14 protein-coding genes and 1 pseudogene are annotated in these 19,713 nt (G+C 68.1%); 1 reads left to right on the forward strand and 14 read right to left on the reverse strand.

What is annotated here, in order from left to right; translation table 11 throughout:
- Window positions 1-171: 171 nt before the first annotated feature.
- From KA248_11860 to KA248_11920, 13 genes and pseudogenes are all read right to left on the reverse strand, one after another.
- A complete protein-coding gene (locus KA248_11860; protein ID MBP7830602.1) occupies window positions 172-1,836 on the reverse strand; it encodes a sodium:solute symporter family protein in 1,665 nt (554 codons plus the stop codon).
- A gap of 20 nt (window positions 1,837-1,856) precedes the next feature.
- Window positions 1,857-3,536: a sodium:solute symporter family protein gene (locus tag KA248_11865; GenBank protein ID MBP7830603.1), complete on the reverse strand. Its 1,680-nt coding sequence runs from the start codon at window positions 3,534-3,536 to the stop codon at window positions 1,857-1,859.
- 19 nt (window positions 3,537-3,555) lie between these two features.
- Window positions 3,556-3,735 (reverse strand): hypothetical protein, encoded by a 180-nt coding sequence (locus tag KA248_11870; protein ID MBP7830604.1) that lies wholly within the window; start codon window positions 3,733-3,735, stop codon window positions 3,556-3,558.
- Window positions 3,736-3,925: 190 nt separating this feature from the next.
- Window positions 3,926-5,293, reverse strand: a complete 1,368-nt coding sequence (tilS, locus tag KA248_11875; protein ID MBP7830605.1) for a tRNA lysidine(34) synthetase TilS — start codon at window positions 5,291-5,293, stop codon at window positions 3,926-3,928.
- 31 nt (window positions 5,294-5,324) lie between these two features.
- Window positions 5,325-6,590 carry a serine--tRNA ligase gene (serS, locus tag KA248_11880; GenBank protein MBP7830606.1) on the reverse strand — a complete coding sequence of 422 codons (1,266 nt, stop codon included), beginning with the start codon at window positions 6,588-6,590 and terminating at the stop codon, window positions 5,325-5,327.
- Window positions 6,591-6,605: 15 nt separating this feature from the next.
- Window positions 6,606-7,253, reverse strand: coding sequence for a hypothetical protein (locus KA248_11885; protein MBP7830607.1), 648 nt, complete (start codon window positions 7,251-7,253; stop codon window positions 6,606-6,608).
- An 18-nt stretch (window positions 7,254-7,271) separates the two neighbouring features.
- Window positions 7,272-8,579 (reverse strand): tetratricopeptide repeat protein, encoded by a 1,308-nt coding sequence (locus tag KA248_11890; GenBank protein MBP7830608.1) that lies wholly within the window; start codon window positions 8,577-8,579, stop codon window positions 7,272-7,274.
- Window positions 8,580-8,657: 78 nt separating this feature from the next.
- On the reverse strand, window positions 8,658-9,356 hold the full coding sequence (locus KA248_11895) for an HAD family phosphatase (GenBank protein MBP7830609.1): 699 nt from the start codon (window positions 9,354-9,356) through the stop codon (window positions 8,658-8,660).
- Window positions 9,353-9,994, reverse strand: a pseudogene (locus tag KA248_11900) (phosphoribosyltransferase). The gene KA248_11895 and the pseudogene KA248_11900 overlap by 4 nt, the downstream one beginning before the upstream one ends.
- Window positions 9,995-10,119: 125 nt before the next feature.
- Window positions 10,120-11,850, reverse strand: coding sequence for a DNA polymerase/3'-5' exonuclease PolX (gene polX / locus KA248_11905; GenBank protein ID MBP7830610.1), 1,731 nt, complete (start codon window positions 11,848-11,850; stop codon window positions 10,120-10,122).
- A 177-nt stretch (window positions 11,851-12,027) separates the two neighbouring features.
- Complete coding sequence (locus KA248_11910) at window positions 12,028-13,458, reverse strand: RtcB family protein (protein MBP7830611.1); 1,431 nt, start codon at window positions 13,456-13,458, stop codon at window positions 12,028-12,030.
- A gap of 25 nt (window positions 13,459-13,483) precedes the next feature.
- Window positions 13,484-13,906 (reverse strand): archease, encoded by a 423-nt coding sequence (locus tag KA248_11915; protein ID MBP7830612.1) that lies wholly within the window; start codon window positions 13,904-13,906, stop codon window positions 13,484-13,486.
- A 90-nt stretch (window positions 13,907-13,996) separates the two neighbouring features.
- Window positions 13,997-14,482 carry a hypothetical protein gene (locus tag KA248_11920; protein MBP7830613.1) on the reverse strand — a complete coding sequence of 162 codons (486 nt, stop codon included), beginning with the start codon at window positions 14,480-14,482 and terminating at the stop codon, window positions 13,997-13,999.
- A 226-nt stretch (window positions 14,483-14,708) separates the two neighbouring features.
- On the opposite strand from KA248_11920, the gene glgP reads away from it, so the two are divergent.
- Complete coding sequence (glgP, locus tag KA248_11925; GenBank protein ID MBP7830614.1) at window positions 14,709-16,859, forward strand: alpha-glucan family phosphorylase; 2,151 nt, start codon at window positions 14,709-14,711, stop codon at window positions 16,857-16,859.
- Window positions 16,860-16,868: 9 nt separating this feature from the next.
- On the opposite strand, the gene KA248_11930 is transcribed toward glgP, so the two are convergent.
- Window positions 16,869-19,523 carry a hypothetical protein gene (locus tag KA248_11930; protein ID MBP7830615.1) on the reverse strand — a complete coding sequence of 885 codons (2,655 nt, stop codon included), beginning with the start codon at window positions 19,521-19,523 and terminating at the stop codon, window positions 16,869-16,871.
- Between the last annotated feature and the right edge of the window lie 190 nt (window positions 19,524-19,713).

The raw sequence follows: 19,713 nt of genomic DNA on the forward strand, positions 1-19,713 counted from the left end.
CCGCCTGTTCCGTCTTGGCCACCGCCTCGGTCTTCGCGGGCTCGTCGGTCTTCTTGGCTTTCTTCTTCTTCGCCGCCCACGCGGGCTCCGCCGTCCACGCGACGACCAGGGCCAGCAGGACGCACTACAGCATGCGTACCGATGTCTTCATTCTTGCTCTCCTTTTCCTTTTTACGGGGCCGGCACTACTCCCGGCGGCCCGAAACACATATCCAGGTGCTCCTTCGGCGGCTTCGCGGTGAACGCGGAGACCGCCACGGTGACGATCACGGCCAGGGGGAACCCGATGATCATGGGATCGACGAACGCCCAGATCACCGGCCCCGCGCGATGAAACTTCTCGACGCCGTCCACCAGGTACACGCCCAGCGACCGGACGCCGAACAGCTTCTGGCACAGCAGCAGGGCGGTGGAGGCCTTCTCGTGGACAAAGGTCATCCAGGCCAGGCTGGCGACGGCGCCGACCAGCATGCCGGCGATGGCGCCGGCCCGCGTGATCGCGCGGCTCCACAGCGCGCCCAGGTACATCGGCAGGAAGGCGCAGGCGCAGAAACCGAAGAAGATCGCCGTGCCGCGCGCCACGATCTCGGTGCCCGACTTGCCGAACTGCTTCTCGAGCTCGTAGCCCAGCCACACGCTCGCCAGGAGCCCGGCCAGCACGCCGACGCGCGTCGCGATCACGCCGCCCCCGCCGCGGCCGTGCCGGAGCCCCTGTTCGTAAAGGTCCCGCCCGATCGCGGTGCCCATGGCGTGGAGCTGGCTGCTGATGGTGCTCATGGCCGCCGAGAGCAGGGTGAGCATGAAGAGCAGGGAGAACCAGCCGGGCAGGGACTCGGTGATGTAGAGCGGGATGATCCGCTCCACGTCGCCGCCCGCGGCCGCGATGGCGATCTTGCCCGCCGTCCGCTGGAAATGGATGTTCGTCAGGGCGCCGACGACGTAGGCGACGCCGACGGTCAGGAGGATGAACACGCCGCCGATGGGCACGGCGCGGTTGATCTCGCGTCCGCTCTTGACGGTCATGTAGCGCACCGCGAGCTGCGGCTGGGCCAGCACGCCGAGGCCGACGCCGAGCATGATGGTGCTGACGAGGGTCCACCACCAGGGCGAGCCGAAGGCCGGCATGCTCGTCCAGCCCCGGTGCCCGGCGGCGATCAGCTTCTCGGGCACCAGCGGGGTCATGGAGGACAGCTCCGCGTGGACGCTCGCAAAGCCCCCGAGTTTGACGTAGGTCAGCACCAGCAGGGCGGTCATGCCGGCCAGCATGATCGTGCCCTGGAGCGCGTCGGTATACATCACGCCCTTGATCCCGCCCATGATCACGTAGAGGCCGATCACGACCGAGAAGAGGAACAGCGCCGTCTCGTAGCCGATCCCGAGCTGCTGCGCCAGATACTTCGCCGCGCCCATCATCACGGCCGCCGTGTAGAGCGGCATGAGCAGGAAGATGAGCAGCCCGCTGGAGCCCTGGATGAACCGCGACCGGAAGCGCCGCCCGAGGAACTCGGGGAACGTGTGGGCGTCCAGCCGCAGCCCCATCTGGCGGGTCCGCGCGCCGAAGGCGACGAACGCGATGAAGATGCCGAAGAAGATGTTCAGGAACACCAGCCACAGCAGCCCCATGCCGTACACCGCCGCCACCCCGCCGAACCCGACGATGGCGGACGTGCTGATGAACGTCGCCCCGTAGCTCATGGCCATCACGTAGGGATGAATCCGCCGCCCGCCGATCAGGTAGTCGGTCGCGCCCCGGGTCGCCGCGTAGCCGCGGAACCCGAGGTACCCGATCGCAAACAGGTACACCAGGACGACGACGGTCATCCACACGGGGGCCATGTCTCTCCTCTCTCTCCGGATCAGCCGGCGGGTTTCGCGGGCGCGCCGAAGCACCGGGCCAGATGCTCGTCGGCGAATTTCCGCGACAACAGCGAGACCACGACGGTCACGACGATCGCGATCGGCAGGCCGATGAACAGCGGGTCCACGAAGGCCCAGATGAGCGAGCCGTGCTTCACGAACTGCTCGACCATCGCCCCGGCCTCCGGGCCCTCGACCATCCGGATCGCCAGCGAGCGCACGCCGAAGAGCTTGTTGCACAACAGCAGCGCGGTGGATTCCTTCTCGTGGACGAACACCATCCAGAGCAAGCTGGAAACGGCGCCGGAGAGCATCCCGGCGATCGCGCCGGCCTTGGTGATCGCCCGGGTCCACAGCGCGCCGACGTACATCGGCAGGAAGGCGCAGGCGCAGAGGCCGAAGAAAATCGCCGTCCCGCGCGCGACGATGGCCGTGCCCTCCTTGCCGAACTGCTTCTCCAGCTCGTAGCCCAGCCAGACGCTCAACAGGATGCCGATCAGGATGCCCAGGCGCGTGGCCAGCACGCCGCCCTTGCCCTTGCCCTTCCGCACGGCCTGCTCGACCAGGTCGCGGCCCAGCGAGGTGCCCATGGCGTGGAACTGGCTACTCAAGGTGCTCATCGCCGCGGAGAGCAGCGCGAGCATGAACAAGATGGAGAACCACCCCGGCATGGCCTGCTTGACGTACATCGGGATGATCGCCTCCACGTCGCCCGCCGCGGCCGCGATGGACACCTTGCCGGCGGTCCTGAAGAAATACACGTTCGTCAGGGCGCCGACCACGAAGGCCACGCCCGTCATCATGAGAATGAACACCCCGCCGACCGGCACGGCGCGGTTGAGTTCCTTGTTGCTTTTGACCGTCATGTACCGCACCGCAAGCTGGGGCATGGCCAGCACGCCGATGCCGACGCCCATGACGATGGTGCTGACCAGCGTCCACCAGAGCGGCGAGCCGAATTTCGGCATCGCGGTCCAGCCCAGGTGCCCGCCCTTGGCCAGTTTTTCGGGCACCAGGTGGGCCAGCGAACTCAACTCCCGGTGGGCGGGCGCGACCCCGCCGAGGGCGCTGTAGGTCAGGACGATCAGGACGATCATGCCCAGCAGCATGATCGTGCCCTGGAGCGCGTCGGTGTACATCACGCCCTTGATGCCGCCCATGATCACGTAGAGGGCGATGATGATGGAGAAGATGAAGAGGGCGGTCTCGTAGGAGATGCCCAGTTGTTCGCCCAGGTACTTCGCCGCGCCGATCAGCACGGCCGAGGCATAGAGCGGCATGAACACGAAGATGATCACCGCCGCGGCCCCCTGCAGGAAATGCGAATCGAAACGGCGGCCGAGCAATTCGGGGAACGTGTGGGCGTCCAGCCGCAGGCCCATCTGCCGGGTGCGCCCGCCGAAGAAGACGAAGGCCACGAAGATGCCGAAGAAGATGTTCAGGAACGTGAGCCACAGCAGGCCCATGCCGAACACCCCGGCGGCGCCGCCGAAGCCGACGATGGCGGAGGTGCTGATGAACGTCGCGCCGTAACTCATCGCCATGACGTACGGGTGAATCCGTCGGCCGGCCACCATGTAGTCGGACGCCGTGTGGGTCGAACGGTAGCCGCGGTAGCCCAGGTAGCCGACGCCGAACAGGTAAATAATAACCGCAATGGTCATCCACATGGATTGCATGGGGGTTCCTCCGTGAGCCTTACAGCTCTTCCTCGACCTTGTCCTCTTCCTCTGCCCAGTGGCGGACTTCCGCCTCGGGCTCCACCACGGTGTCCTCGCGGTTCCACCGGAGAACGCCCCACACCACGCACAGTACCGTGCTGGCGATGCACAGGATGTACGCCAGCCAGACCCACGGATCCTCGATGCCCAGCAGCATGACCCTATCCTCCTTTATCCGTCATCCTTGTTGCATAAACGGCCGGTTCCACGCCGGTTGCCCCGCTGCGGTCTCGAATAATGGCGGCCCATCCCCCGTTTGGCAAAGGAAAAAACGGTTTTTTTTGCCCCCCTCCGCAGCGGGCGGCTGCAACAAAATCGTTCACGGCCGTGAATGGATTTGTTTCAGTTCAGGAGCGGGGCGGCGTGGCGTGAAGACGCAAGGACGGCGCGCGCGGGCCGGGCACGGCCCAGTCCCGCGAGACGCGGCCGCCCGGCACCCATACGATCTCCCCGCGGCACTCGAGCACCGGCACGCCCGCGCGCGCTTCCCTCGGCATCTTCAGGTCGGTGAAAAGATCCTGCAGTTTCTTGGAGCCCGTCAGGCCGAAGGGACGAATCCGGTCGCCTGCTTTCCATGAGCGGGCGATCAGCGGCGAGCGCCCCGCCCGCGCGGCATCCAACCAGGCTTCCAGGTTCCCGCCGACCGCCGGGACCGAAAAACCGCGGCCGCGTTCCACCCGCACCCGCCAGCCGCTCTCCAAGGCGGTGACGCCGGGAATTTTCAACCGCGTCGAAAAAGAAGACGGCCCCGCGCGTCCGGCCTTCAGGACCCGCAGTTCCCCGGCCTCGCGGACCACCCGCCACCCGCCGGGCAGCGGCACCGATCCCCCGCCCCGCCGACGCTCCGCCAGCGCCCGGACGCGCTCGACGGCTTCGAAATCGAGCAAATCGGGCGGAACACCCGTTTTACCCAGCCACGCCCGGAGCGCCCGGCGCGCCAGGGACACCGGCATTTCAGACAGAACCGCCGCCGAACCGGAAAACCCAAGGCGGTCTGCCTCCCGCTCCATCCACCGGTTCTCCTCGCCGGAAATCTCGGCCAGACGGCACAAGGCCTTGCGCAGGCGCGGATTCAACCGCGCCGCGAGCAGCGGCAGGATCTCGTGCCGGACACGATTCCGGAGGTGCTCCGGATTGCGATTGGTGGCGTCTTCTCTCCATGCGAGGCCCCGCCGCTTCAGGAACGCCTCCACCTGCGCGCGGGTCACATCCAGCATCGGCCGGATCACCGGCATCCCGCCGTGTTCCGCCCGGCACGGGATGCCCGCCAACCCCTGCGGCCCGGCTCCCCGAGCCAGCCGCAGCAGCACCGTCTCGGCCTGGTCGTCGGCCGTGTGCGCCGTGGCAATCGCGTCCGCGCCGGCCCGCCGGGCCGCGCGCGCCAGGAAATCATACCGCGCCTCGCGGGCGGCCATTTCGATGGATATGCCCTTTTTCCGCGACAGGCCGGGGACGTCCGCCCGGCCCAGGACGAAACCGGCGCGCAGCCGCCGGGCCAGCCGCCGGACGAATTCCGCGTCGGCGTCGGCGTCGGCGCCGCGCATGCCGTGGTTCAGGTGGGCCAGGGTCAGCTTGAGTTTCAGACGCGGCCGCCATTCCGCCAGCGCCGCGGCCAGGGCCGTGGAATCCGCCCCGCCGGAGACGGCGAGGAGCAGGTGCTCGCCGGGCTGCACCAGGCCGTGCCGGCGGATCGTGCGTTGAATGTTCTGAAGCACGGCGGAATCCTCGGCCCCGCCGGCGGCGGGGTCAATCCAGAACCGTCAGCCCGCCCAGGTACGGGTGCAGGGCCTCGGGCAGGACGACCGAGCCGTCGGCGCGCTGGCCGTTCTCCAGGAGGGCCACGACGAGGCGCGGCAGGGCCACGCCCGAGCCGTTGAGCGTGTGCACGAAGTTCACCTTGCCCTCGGCGTTCCGGTAGCGAATCCCGGCCCGGCGGGCCTGGAAGTCGCCGAAGTTGCTGCACGAGGACACCTCCAGCCACGCCTTCTGGGCCGGGGCCCAGAGCTCGATGTCGTAGGTGTGGCACGAGGCAAAGCTCAAGTCGCCCGCGCACAACTCCAGGACCCGGTAGACCAGGCCCAGCCGCCGGAGCACGTCCTCGGCGTCCGCGAGCAGCGTCTCGAGTTCCGCGTCCGACGTCTCGGGTTCGACGAACTTGACCAGCTCGACCTTGTCGAACTGGTGCACGCGGATGAGCCCGCGGGTGTCGCGCCCGGCCGCCCCCGCCTCGCGGCGGAAGCAGGCGGAGTAGGCCGTCAGCTTGACCGGCAGCGGGTCACGGATGATCTCCTCGCGGTAGAAGTTCGTCACGGGCACTTCCGCGGTCGGGATCAGGTAGAGGTCGTCCGACGCGACGTGGTACATATCCTCGGCGAGCTTCGGGAGCTGGCCGGTGCCGGTCATGGACGCGGCGTTGCACAGGAAAGGCGGCGCGATCTCGCGGTAGCCGTGCTGCGTGGTGTGCAGGTCGAGCATGAACTGGATCAGCCCGCGCTCGAGGCGGGCGCCGCGCCCTGTGAAGAGCGGGAAGCCGGCGCCGCTCATGCGCGCCCCGCGCTCGAGGTCGAACAGCCCCAGCTTTCCGCCCAGTTCCCAGTGCGGCCGGGGCTCGAAGTCGAACTCGCGCGGAGTGCCGTGGCGGCGCACCTCGCGGTTCTGCGTGGCGTCATGGCCGGGCGGGACGGCGGGGTGCGGCAGGTTGGGCATGAACAGCAGGGCGTTGTTCAGCTTCTCCTCGGCCTCGCGGACGACCCGGTCCAGCTCCGCGATGCGGTCGCCCATGGAGCGCACCTCGGCCTGGCGGGCGGCGGTATCCTGGCCGGCCTTCTTCAGGGCGCCGATCTCCTTGGAAAGGACGTTGCGCTGGTTCTTGAGTTGCTCGACCTCGGTCAGGCCGTTGCGGCGGTCGCGGTCGAGCGCGAGGACCGCGTCGAGGTCCACGCCGACGCCGCGCAGGTCGAGGGCGCGGCGCACGTCGGCCTCGCGCTCACGGATGGTCCGGATATCCAGCATGGGCGGCCCGGCGGATCAGGGGGTTTCCGCGATCGGTTCCGGCGCGCCGGGCTCTTCCGGCTCCGGCTCGGCCGGCGCCGGAGCGAACGGGGACTCGGTGACGATCGGCAGGCCTTTTTCGACGGCCAGCTTTTGCGCGCGGTCGAGGCAGGGCGGGCAGTAGTTCCGGCCCTTCATGTCCAGTTCCTCGTTGTTGGCGTACAGCCACATCGCGCACTGGGGATTGGGGCAAGTCTCCAGGCCCAGGAGCAGACCGATGCTCATCATCACTTCCCGCTCGAGCCGCCGCCCGTACTGTTCCTCGTCACCGCCCTCCGGTTTCAGCAGGCGGGCGTTGACCACGGCCGTCCGCTGGCCGGGCAACTGCGTGCCGTGATTCGGGAGCTCCTCCAAAGGCACGGCCAGGACCACCAGGCAGGCGTCCTCCTCGCCGATGGACTGCGCCGCGGCCTCGCCGATCTCGTGAAGGCTGGCGGCCGGCTTCGCTTCGCGCGGCTCGAGCAGCCGGACCGGCAGGGCGAGGTTCTCCTGCGCGAAGGCGCGTACGCGCTCCGCCATCGCCGGGTCCAGGTCGCCGACGGCCAGCAGCGAAATCGTAGGGCCCGCGGCCCGGGCCCAGGCCGCGGCGAAAAGGGACAGACAACCGACCAGCATGCGCTTCATGATGGTTCTCCTCTTTTTCTATTGTTCCTGTTCCGCCGAACGCCGCCGGGGAACGCGCGTCGCCAGCAATTCCGGGTACCGCGGATCGGCCTTGATCTTGGCGAGATAGGGGTCTTCCTCCTGCAGCCAGGTGCGGGTCTCCGCGGGATAGTCCCGGATCAGGCCGGTCAGGATCGGCCAGGCCTCGTCGAGTCGGCCGTTCTCGGCCAGCATGCAGGCGCGCGCGAACACGATCTGCGGGTGTTTCGGCATCTTCGCGAAGGCGCGGTCCAGTAACTCCAGCGCCGCCTTGTACTCCCCGTCCTCGACGAGGGTGTACGCGTAATTGTAGAGGACCTGGGCCGTCTCCGGGAACCGCTCGCTCAAGTCCTTCATGATGGTCCGCGCCTGCTCCCGGTCGCCCTGCTCCATGATGGCCCGGGCGCGGTCCATTTCCAGGCCCAGCGCCTGCAGGCCCATCGCGCGGCTCTCTTCCAGTATAGCCAAGACCTTGTCCCACTGCTGCAGCCGCTCGGCCTGGCCGAGCCGGCGCAGGATCGCCACAACGTCGGGCAACTTGACGCCCAGGCCGGGCCCGAGGACCGTGTCGCACACCAGGTAGAACTGCTCTTCCGGCATGAGGAGGAGAAAGTCCGCCCGGTCCGCGTCCAGCCAGTTCGCCACCTGCGCCACGTCGAACGTAAACAGGTCGGCCCACGACTCGCCCTGGAGCGACTCGCCCCGGGCCGCCTTGACCAGAAGCCTGTTGAACCGCGCCAACAGGTCGCCGGGTTGCAACTCCAACGCGCGATCCGTCAGGACCTGCGCCGGCACAAACTGTTTCAGCCGGAGCAAAACCGAGGCGCGGCCGTTCATAAACACTACGCTGCTCGGGTCGGCCATCAGCAGCCGGCGGTAGTAGTCGTCCGCCGCGGTGTAGTTCTTGGCCAGCGCCGCGATCGCCGCCCCGCGCCGCAAGAGCAACCCGTTCTGGGGATCGATTTCCAGGCCCTTCTGGACCTCGTCGAGGGCCTTGGCCCAATCTTTCTTTTCGGCAAATACGTTGGCGGCGCGCAGGTGCTCCAGGGCTTTTCCCGCCGGCGGCAGGGCCACGCCGGCCGCGGGGGCCGGGGGCGCGACGGACGGACGGACGGAAGGCTCGGGGGCCGGCGTGTCACGCAGGGACATCGGGCTTGCCGGGAGCGCGGGGGATGCCCCCGGGTCCGCCTCCTTGTACTGGTCCACCAGCATGCCGTCCACGTAGTACGGATTACCGGCCGGCTCCTGCGCCAGGGCCAGACCCGCCAGGATTGCCAGGGCGCCCGCCATCTTGATCGCGTGGTTCATCATCCCATCCTCCGGATTGCCATCGAGCCGTCACCTTACCGTCGGCAGGATAAAAAGACAACCCCGCAGACGCCACGTTCAAACCCGGGCCAACGCCTCCAGGTCCTCCACGGCCAGATTCTGAAGCGAGTCCTCCACGCGGTCGGCCACTGCCAGCGAGCCGTGCGCGTGCGTCGTCCGCACCGCCAGGACCTTCAGCCCGGCGCCCCGGGCCGCCGCGATACCGGCGGGCGTGTCCTCGATGGCGACGGCGCGCGAGGCCGGGAACGCCCGCCCGGGGAACCGCGCGGCCAGGCGGCGCAGCGCTTCGCGGTAGCACTCCGGGTCCGGCTTGCTCACGGCCACGTCCTCCGCGGTCACCATGACGGCGAAACAGGCCTTGAGCCCGGCCCGCTCCAGGATCGGGTGGACATCGGACCGGAGCGCCCCGCTGCACAAGGCCAGCGGCACGCGGCCCGCGAGCGCCCCGATCAGGGGGACGACGCCGGGATAGGGCTCGACGCCCTGGCCCTCGGCCAGCTTCGCGAACGCCGCCGCCTTGGCGTCGATCAGCCCGGCCAGTTCCTCCTCCGCCAGCGGCCGGCCAGCATCCCGGAACAGGGCGCGGAACGCGTCCCGGTCGTCGAAGCCCATGTACCTCGCCCGGTACGCCTCCCACGCCAGCTCGATGCCGAGCGGGGCCGCAAGGCTCCGGAAGGCCTCGAAGTGCAGCGGCTCCGTGTCCGCGATCACGCCGTCGAAATCAAAGATCACCGCCGCGAGCGCCGGCCTGCTCACGGGGCCCCCGTCGGGGGCTGCTTGCGAAGAAGGGTTGTCACCTCGTCATCCTCCACCTGGTCGAAATTCCTGAAGAACTGGCCCACCGCGAAAAACACGTCCGGCACCTCGAGGCAGACCGTTTCGTCCGCCAGCGCCGCCACCTTCTCCAGCGTATCCGACGGCGCCACGGCCGTCGCGGCGACCAGCCGCGCGGGCCCGCGCGGGCGGAGCGCCTACAGCGCGGCGAGCATCGTCGCGCCCGTGGCGAGCCCGTCGTCCGCGACGATCACCTCCCGGCCCTCGACCGGGACCGGCGGCCGGACCGGCGTGTACAGCGCCCGGCGCTGCTTCAGGCGGTCCCATTGCACTGCCGCCTCGTGCCGGAGATAGGGCTCGTTGATCCCCAGCCGCCGCGCGGAGTCGGAAATCGTCACCCGCCCCTCCTCGTCCACGGCGCCCACGGCGAACTCCGGCTGGCCGGGCGCGCCGAGCTTGTGGACCAGCACGACGTCCACCTCGCCGCCCAGTGCGTCCGCGATCGCCGCGGCCAGCACCACCCCGCCCCGCGGAATGCCCAGGCACAGCGGCCGACGCCCGGCGTACGCCGCCAGGCGCTCCGCCAACCGCTCCCCCGCCTCCTGCCGGTCACGAAACACGGCCGGATTCTACAGCAGCCCGGCGGCAAGGCAAGAGGGGCATCAACGCTCAACACCCAACTTCCAACAGCCGACGTCCAACGGATTGGAAGTTGGGCGTTGAGCGTTGGACGTTGAATCTGTTTTCACCGCCCCATCGTTCTGGCCAGCAGCGGGCGGAGCTGTTTCAAGGTCCGGGTGTTAAGGACGTCCTTCTTCTCCAGCCAGCCGCGGCGGGCCTGGCCGACGCCGTAGCGCAGGTGATCGAGTTCCGGGATGCCGTGGGCGTCGGTGTTGATGCCCACCAGCACGCCCGCCTCCCTCGCCATCCGGCAGAACGTGTCGTCGAGGTCGAGCCGCAGCGGGTGGGCGTTGAGCTCGATGAAGCAGCCCCGCTCCGCCGCGTGGCGGATGATACGGGGAAGGTCGATGTCTATCGGCTCGCGCTCGAGAAGCAGCCGGCCGGTCGGATGCGCCAGCATGGTGAAGTGCGGCCGGTCCATGGCCTTGCGCACCCGCTCGGCCTGCTTCGCGGCCGGCAGCTTGAAGTGGCTGTGGATCGAGCCGATCACGAGATCGAGCGTCGCGAGGACCGCGTCCGGCAGGTCGAGCGAGCCGTCCTCGAGGATATCCACCTCGATCCCGCGCAGGATCGTGAAGCCGTCGAACTCGTTGTTCAATTCCCGGATCGCGTCCGCCTGCCGCGCCAGCTTCCGCTCGTCCAGGCCGCCGATCATCTTCAGGCGCGGGGAATGGTCGGTGATGGCGATATACTCGTAACCGCGCCCCTTCGCGGCGAGGGCCATCTCGCGCAGCGTGTTCTTGCCGTCGGTCGCGTCGGTATGCATGTGCAGGTCGCCGCGCAGGTGCTTCAGCTCGACCAGTTTCGGCAGCCGCCCCTCGCGCGCGGCCTCGATCTCGCCCGCGTCCTCGCGCAGCTCGGGCGGGATGAACGGCAGGCCGACGGCGGCATATACATCCTTCTCCGTGCGGCCGGCGAGGTATTCCTCCCCGCGGAAGACGCCGTACTCGTTGACCTTCAGGTCGAGCTGCTGGCCGAGCTTCCGCACGGCGATGTTGTGGGCCTTGCTGCCGGTGAAATAGTGCAGCGCGGCGCCGTAGCTCTTCTCCTCGACCACGCGCAGGTCCACCTGGATGCCCGAGCGGAGAACGACGGCGGACTTCGTGTCGCCGTGGGCCAGAACCTGGGCGACCTCGTCGTACGCGACGAAGGCGTCCATGATCGTCCCGGCGGACTCGGCGGTGACCAGGATGTCCAGGTCGCCGACCGTCTCGCGGCCGCGCCGGAAGCTGCCCGCGACGGTCACCCGGCCCGCGCCCGGCAGCTTCTCCAGGTAGGCGGTCAGCGACTCGGCGTAGGTCCGCGCGTGGGCCAGGAGGAACCGGCGGCCGGTGTCGGCCTTGACCTGGATCGCCTGCAGGATGTTCTGCTCCGTCTTCTCGCCGAAGCCGGGCAAATCGCGGATCTTCCCCTCGCGCGCGGCGGCCTCGAGCTGGGCGAGCGATTCGATCTTGAGGTCGCCGTACAGGACCTTGACCCGCTTGGGGCCTAGGCCCGGGATGCGGAGCAGGTCGGTGACACCGGGCGGGAACCGGGAGCGCAGCTTGGTGAGGGCGGTACAGGCGCCGGTCTGGACCAGCTCGATGATCTTCTCGGCGAGGTCGTCCCCGATGCCCTGCAGTTTTTTCAGATCCTCGCCGGCACCGACCATGTCGCGCAGCTCGCGGCCAAGGTCCTGGACCGTGCGTGCGGCGTTGCGGTAGGCGCGGATCCGGAACGGATTCTCTCCCTGGATATCGAGCAGGTCGGCGATCTCCGTGAAAACCGCCGAAATATCGGCGTTGTGGATCGGCATATTTTTAGTTTAGCAAAAGAGAGCACCTCGGCAAAGCAGACAAAATCCGAATATCGAATGTCGAAATCCGAAACAATTTCAAACGATCCAATCGCCGAAATGATCGAAAATCTGTTTCGGCCATTTGGATATTCGTGCTTCGGCTTTATTTCGAATTTCGATATTCGGATTTCGAATTTAGCCCTTGATGCAGATCATCGGTGCCAGCCGCGCGACCTTGCGCGCGAGGCCGGCGGCTTCGGTGGCCTCGATCACCCGGCTGACGTCCTTGTAGGCGCCGGGCGCCTCTTCCGCGACGCCCCGCATCGAGCGGCACCGGACCAGGATGCCGCGGCCGGCAAGGTCGTCCACGACCTCCCGCCCCTGCCACTGCTTCGTCGCCTGGGTGCGGCTCATCTGCCGCCCGGCGCCGTGGCAGGCGGAGGCGAAGGCGCGGCCCGCGCCCTCGCGCGTGCCCGCGAGAATCCAGGAAGCCGTGCCCATCGTCCCGCCGACCAGGACCGGCTGGCCCGCGGCGCGCAGGTCATCCGGCAGTTCCGGATGGCCCGGCCCGAGCGCGCCCGTCGCGCCCTTCCGGTGGACGAACAACGTCCGCGCGGCCCCGTCCACCTCGTGCGTCTCCTCGCGGCAGGTGTTGTGCGACACGTCGTAGAGCAGCGGCATTTCCATTTCGCCGAAGATCGACCGGAAGGCCTGACGGACAAGGTGGCCGAGGATCTGCCGGTTGGCGAGGGCGCAGTGGATCGCGGCGCGCATGGCGCCGAGGTAGGCCTGCCCGTCGGGCGACCGGATCGGCGCGCAGGCCAGCTCGCGGTCGGGCAGACTCAAGCCGTGCCGGCGCGCGGCGTCCAGCATGCGCTTCGAGTAATCGGTTGCAACCTGGTGGCCCAGCCCGCGCGAGCCGCAGTGGATGCTGACCACCGTCTCGCCCTTCCGCAGGCCGAAGGCGGCCGCCGCGGCCTCGTCGTAAATCTCCCGGATTTCCTGGACTTCGAGGTAATGATTGCCCGAGCCCAGCGTGCCCATCTCCTCTTCCTGCCGCTGGCGCGCGCGGTCGGAGACGTCCTCCGGCCGTGCGTCCGCGACGGCGCCCCGGGACTCGATGCGCTCCAGGTCATGGTCCGTCCCGAACCCCTGTTTCACGGCCCAGCGCGCGCCGCCGGTGAGCATTTCGCGCATCCGCTGATCGTTCAGGCGGACATGACCCGTGCTGCCGACGCCGGCGGGGACCTTGTGGAACAGCGCGTCGGCCAGGCGCTCCCGGACGCGCAGCACTTGATCGCGTACCAAGCCGGTCAGGTGAGTCCTTACGCCGCAGGAGATATCGAAGCCCACGCCGCCGCAGGAAACCACGCCGCCCCGGTCCGCGTCGAAGGCCGCCACGCCGCCGATGGGGAACCCATAGCCCCAGTGGGCGTCGGGCATGGCGTAGGATGCCTGCACGATCCCGGGCAGCGCGGCGACGTTCGCGACCTGTTCGGCCACCTTGTCGTCCATTTCCGCCAGGAGCGTTTCGTCCGCGAAGATCACGCCCGGCACGCGCATCGGGCCGGAAGGCTCGAGGCGCCATTCGGAGGCGGAGATGCGGGTGAAACGGGAAAGCTTCATGGTTTCAACGTCCAGCTTCCACTTCTTATACATCCACCACGCACTGGACCAGCCAGTCGCCACCGGGTTGACGCTCCACCTTGAGGCCATGGTACGTGGCGGCCTTGACCTCAACGGCGGGGCGGTGCCGGTCCGGCTCGATGCTCTCGCCCCAGGCCGTGGCGCGCAAGTCATTCTTTTCCAGGCAGACCTCGAAGCGGGAGAAGAGCATGCGGCGGGCGGCCATCTCGTAGACGAGGGCGTTGAGCCAGTCCACGAGGAGGGATTCGGGGTCGAGCGCCGAACAGCGGATTTCCACGGGCCGCTCGGCCCGGACGCTTTCGGGATCGGTGACGACGGCGGTGAGCGCGAGCGCGATCCGCGCGAAGGCGTCGTCCAGCGTGCCGCCGCGGCCGCGCAGGCCGATGTCGGCCTGGTGCTCGAAGTGCTCCCAGCGGGCGGCGGTCATGGGTATCCGCCCTTCGGTCTCGCGGGAGCTCGACCCTCCAGGCGGGTCAACCTGGAGGGCGGAACTCCGCGACGCCGGCCGGTGCGACGATCAATAGTAGAACCGCAGGCCCATGTGGAGGCCCACGTCCCAGTTGGTCAGTTCGTCGTCGGCGATGTAGACATCGTCCGTGGCCAGCGACAGGGTCGCGTGGATGTCCAGGGCGACGTTTTCGACGAGGTAGATCTTCGCGCCGGCCATGCCGCTGAAGACGAGCGCGGTGGTGTCGTCGCCGTTATTGACATCGGTCATCAGGAGGGAAATCGCGCCGCCCATGTACGGGACCGTGATGGTCTCGATGTCGAAGTGGTACTCACCGAACCCGCCGATGGAGTAGCTGTCGCCGGGATCGCTCAAGAAGACGTCGCCGCGCACGCCGGCCTCGACGAAATCGGTGACGAAGTAACCCCAGCCGAGGCCGAGGTCGAGCACGGAGCCGCCCGCGCCCTCGAAGTCAAAGCTGCCGTCCACCTGGATTTCCTGGGTGCCTTCCTGGAGCATGACGGCGGAGGCGGACGCCGCGAGGCACAGGCTCACGATCAAAGATCCGACGAATCGTTGCACGGTATGTTCTCCCTATGGTTGTATTCGCCCCCGGTCCGGGGGGGTGTGGCGGGTTTTGTATGCCGATGGCGGTTCCGGTGCAATGTTTTTTTGGAGGGGGCGGCGCACTTTCGGCTTGCACTCCGGAACGCAGGTCCTAACCTACCGCGCATTCGACGCAGGGCAGAATTGCCGAAACGCTCTACGAAAGGGTTGCGCCATGGCTTTTGAACCGACTTCCATGCCGGACATACGGATGCCGGAGGAATTTTCCCGGCTGCGCGAGCTGGCTTATAACCTGTGGTGGTCGTGGACGCCGCGGGCGCGGGCGATGTTCAGCAACATCAGCCCGCCGCTGTGGGCGTTGTACCGCAACCCCGTCCAGCTGCTGATCGACATCGAGCCGCACCACTGGCAGACGCTGCTGGCCGACGGCGGCGCGTTCATGTCGGAATACCGCCGGGTGATCCGCGAGTTCGATCGGTACATGGATCCCGAGTCGGAGACGCCGTTCAAGAAGGCCTTCCCCGACTACAAGGGCGGGCCGGTGGCCTACTTCAGCACGGAGTTCGGCCTGCACGAGAGCCTGGGCATCTACTGCGGCGGCCTCGGGGTGCTCTCCGGCGACCACGCGAAGGCGGCCAGCGACATGGGCCTGCCGTTCATCGGCATCGGCCTGTTGTACCGCCACGGGTACTTCCGCCAGAACATCGACAACGACGGGCGGCAGCACCACCTCTTCAACGAGACCGACTTCTACCGCATGCCCGTGCGCCCGGTGCACACGGCCAGCGGCCGCAACCTCCTGATCGGCGTCGAGTTCCCGGGCCGCGAGATCAAGGCCCGCGTCTGGCAGCTCACCGTCGGCCGCGTGAAGCTGTACCTGCTGGACACGGACATCACGGAGAACGAGATGGCCGACCGGCCGATCACCTCGCAGCTCTACGTCCGCGGCCGCGAGATGCGCTTCTGCCAGGAGTTGCTCCTCGGCGTCGGCGGCGCGCGCATCCTGCGCGAGATGAAGATCAAGCCCGCCGTGTGGCACATGAACGAGGGGCACTCGGCCTTCCTGCTGTTCGAGCGCCTGCGCGAGCTGATGAAGGCCGGCCGGACCTGGGACGACGCGATGAACACCATCCGCAAGGACACGATGTTCACCACGCACACGCCCGTCCCGGCGGGCAACGAGGCGTTCGACATGGACCTGGTCGAGAAGTACCTCGGCCCGCACGCCAAGGGCATGGGCGTGGCCATGGACCGGCTCCTGGAACTGGGCAAGGCCTATCCCGGCGGCGGGGGCCAGCCGTTCAACCTGACGGCCCTGGCGATCCGGATGAGCTCGTACGCCAACGGCGTCAGCCGGCTGCACGGGGACGTGTCCAACGACATGTGGCGGCACCTGTTCCCGCAGGCGCCGCACGACAGCCAGCCGATCAAGGCGATCACCAACGGCGTCCACGTGGCGACCTGGCTCGGGCACGACATCCGCGAGCTGGTCGAGGAATCCCTCGGCCACGGCTGGCAGGACCGGTGCTGCGACCCTGAATTCTGGCAGGGCGTGAAGAAGATCCGCGACGACGATCTGTGGGCGGCCCATATCCACCAGAAGGAGCGCCTGATCCGGCTGCTCCGCCACCGGCTGGTCGAGCAGTTCGCCCGGCACGGCAACAGCCCGGACGAGATGCGCGAGGTGGAGCGGATGCTCGATTCCAAGGTGCTGCTGATCGGGTTCGCGCGGCGCTTCGCCACGTACAAGCGCGCGGCGCTGATCTTCCGCGATTACAACCGGCTGCGCGCGATCCTGACGAATCCCGAGCGCCCGGTGCACATCCTGTTCTCCGGCAAGGCGCACCCGGCCGACCAGCCGGGCCAGGATCTCGTCCGGCACATCTACAACATCGCGTTCCACTCCGACCTGCGCGGCCACATCTTCTTCGTCGAGGACTACGACATCCGCATCGCGCGGCACATGGTCCAGGGCGTGGAAATCTGGCTGAACACCCCGCGCCGCCCGCGCGAGGCCAGCGGCACCAGCGGGATGAAAGCCGCGATGAACGGCGCGTTGAACGTGAGCATCTCCGACGGCTGGTGGCCCGAGGCCGCCAACGGGCGCAACGGCTGGACCATCAACGCCGGCCGCTACTTCGACAACGAGGACATGCAGGACTACGAGGACTCGACCTCGTTCTACCATATCCTGGAAAACGAGATCGTCCCCGCCTTCTACGGCCATCGCCAGAAGGGCGTCCCGGCGGACTGGGTGGCGATGATGAAAGAGGCCATGGCCACCATCATCCCCGAGTTCAGCGCCGCGCGGATGCTGCGCGACTACACCCGCGACGCGTACATGCCGCTGGCGGGCGGGAAGTAGGCCGGGCCTTTATTCCACGTCCGCGTCCACGACGTTGTACGGCGTGGCGATCGCGTTGACCATGGGCCCCAGGTCCAGGGCCTGGCACCGGACGTGGGCGATCCGGCAGGAACCCGATCCGGAGTTGGTGACCGCGCCGGCGACTGTGGAGTCGTAAATCACCGCCCCGTCGGCGACCATGATCCCGGCGCCCCACCGGCAGCCCTCCATCCGCCCGCCGAACTGACCGCGCCACGTGTCGGAGTCCATCCAGCAGTGGAACAGGCTCCCCGTGATGTCGTCGTCGTTGCCCCCGAACGAGCGTAACCCGCCGCGGCAGTTGATGAACGTGCCCGAGCAGTGTCCGTCCATGCCGAACGACATGGCGCCGGCATGGCAGTTGATGAAGGTCCCCGACGCGTAGCTGCCGAGATGGCTGCCGAAGCTGTCATCCTCCGCCACGCAATTGAGAAAGAAACCGGAGGCCATCCCGGCGCGGCTCCCGAAGCAGGTATCCCCACCGATGCAGTGGAGGAAGGTCCCCCCGGCGATGCCGCCCCAGCCACCGAAGCCGGCGCCGCCGCTCCGGCAGTTCCGGTAGGTGCCGGTGGCGTAGCCGCTGCCGCCGAACGCGAAATTGCCGCCCGCGCAGCGGTCGAACGTGCCGCGGGCGTCGGTGAACGCGCCGAAGCTCGCGTCGCCGCCGGCGCAGTCCTCGAAGGTTCCCGAGGCCTCGGCCCCCACGCTGAACCCGAAGCTGGAGTCGCCGCCCTCGCAGCGCCGGAACACGCCCGAGGCCCGGCCGCCCGGCCCGCCGAAGCTGTTTTCGCCGCCCACGCAATCCTCGTAGGTCCCCGCGTACTCGACCTCGCAGCGCATGGCCCAGGCATTCGTGTCGTTGGCTTTGAAGCGGCAGTTGCGGATCACGGTGTTCGAAAGGCCGGACTCCGGGAAATACGCCGCCGGGTCGTTGAAATCACCGCCGGCGATGCCGTTACTGCGCGTGCACTCCACGAAGAGGTTTTCGATCCGGACGTCGGAGGCCGATTGGAGAATCACGCCGAAATAATCCACGTCCGCCGAGCCGACGAGGCGCTGGTCGTCCCGGGCGGAGGACACGCCCACCACGTCCACGTGTTCCCCGGTAAGCTGCAGCGCCTCCGAGCCCAGGTTGTACACGCCGGGCGAGACGAGGAGCGCGACGCGGTTGCTGCCGCTCCGGGCCTGGCCGTGCGGCCAGAGATTGGTGGCCAGGACATACGCGGCCAGCAGGTTCCGCCCGTTCAGTTCCTCGTCCCGGCAGGGCTTGACGGTCACGCTGGCCTCGCCGATCTCGAAATACGAGTCGTCGCGGAAGACGCCCTCGATCACGGACCTGAACACCCGGCCGCTCAACGCGGCGATCACCGGCGCCTCCCAGCGGCAGCCTTCCATGCGGCCGGAGAGCTGCCCGCCGGTCCAGTTGGTCCCCTTCATCCAGCAATGCAGGAAGACGCCGCCGGCGCTGCCGCCCAGGGCGCCAAAGCTGTTCTCCTCCCCCGCGCAGCGGATGAACGTTCCCGAGGCCGAGGCGTTGACGCCGCCGAAGCTGCCGACCCCGCCCGTGCAATCCTCGAAAGTCCCGGACGCCGTTCCGAAAAAGGCGCCGAAGCTGCCGTTTCCCCCCGTGCACCGGCGGAACCGGCCGGAGGCCTGGGCGCTGAAGCCGCTGCCGAAGCTGAAATCGCCGCCGTCGCACTCGACGAACAGGCCGGAGGCCCGCCCGAACTGGCCGCCGCCGAAGGCGTAATCCTCGGCGACGCAGTTCTCGTAGATGCCGGCGTAGTCCACGCCCAGCCGCATGGACCAGCTCGCGTCCTCGCCGACCGCCTTGAACCGGCAGTTGCGCACCACCGTATTGGACAGGCTGGAATCGGGGACATAGGCCGCGGGATCCGCGCTATCCCCGCCCGTGCCGCCGCCGGCGCGGGTACATTCGACAAACAGGTTCTCGATCCGCACATTGTCGGCGGTCTGCCGCAGGACGCCGGTATTGTCGCCGTCCGACGCGCCCCGGATGTGCTGGTCCTCGCGGGCCGAGGAAAGTCCGACCAGGTCCACGAAGTCGCAGGACAGGGTGAGTTGGTCCGTCCCCAGGTGGTACCGGCCCGGCGGCACCAGCACGACGGCCCGGTTGACGGCGCTCAAGGGCAATCCGTGCGGCCGCAAGTTCGTGGCCGCGGTGCAGGCCGCCAGCAGGTTCAGCGCATTGACCGCCTCGTTGTTGGTCACGGACACCACTACGAAAGCATCGCCGCCGCGATAGGCCAGCGGGCCCAGGGGGCGCCCGCCGGACACGATGCGTTCGCGGGGCGACAGGCGAACCCCGCCGATCTCGACCTCCAGGTACACCGGGTTATTGGTCAGCGCCACGGCGAGCGGCGTGCCGACGGGATTGTCGCCGAGCAGCGTGGAATAAAACCCGTCGGCGACCGGGACGTTCACATCCTGCTCGATATAAATCTGCAAGCCCCCCGCCGGCAGGACGTAGAGGCGGAAGATCGGCGAGATCGTTCCGCTATACAGGTTCGTGCCGTTCAGCAGCCGGCCCTGGTAGTTCACCAGGCCGGGAACCTGGGCCGCGGCGAGGCCGGGCCAGGAGCAGATCAACGCGGCCAACAGCCGGCGCACCGGATTCGCGCTCATGGAGAAACCTCCCCGTTACATGGCCCCCTCACGGACATAGTACAGGTTTCCCGCCAACGGCACGAGAAAAAAAATCAAGTCAGTACTTCCGGAGCTTGTCTCCGCCCCGGCTCCTTCGTTATGCTTCAGCCTGTAAGGGCGAGATGACGGAAATGGCCGGGGATCAGCGACGGCGGTGTTCATAGGAGGT

It is taken from the genome of Kiritimatiellia bacterium (assembly GCA_018001225.1).
In the GTDB taxonomy this organism is placed as follows: domain Bacteria; phylum Verrucomicrobiota; class Kiritimatiellia; order CAIQIC01; family JAGNIJ01; genus JAGNIJ01.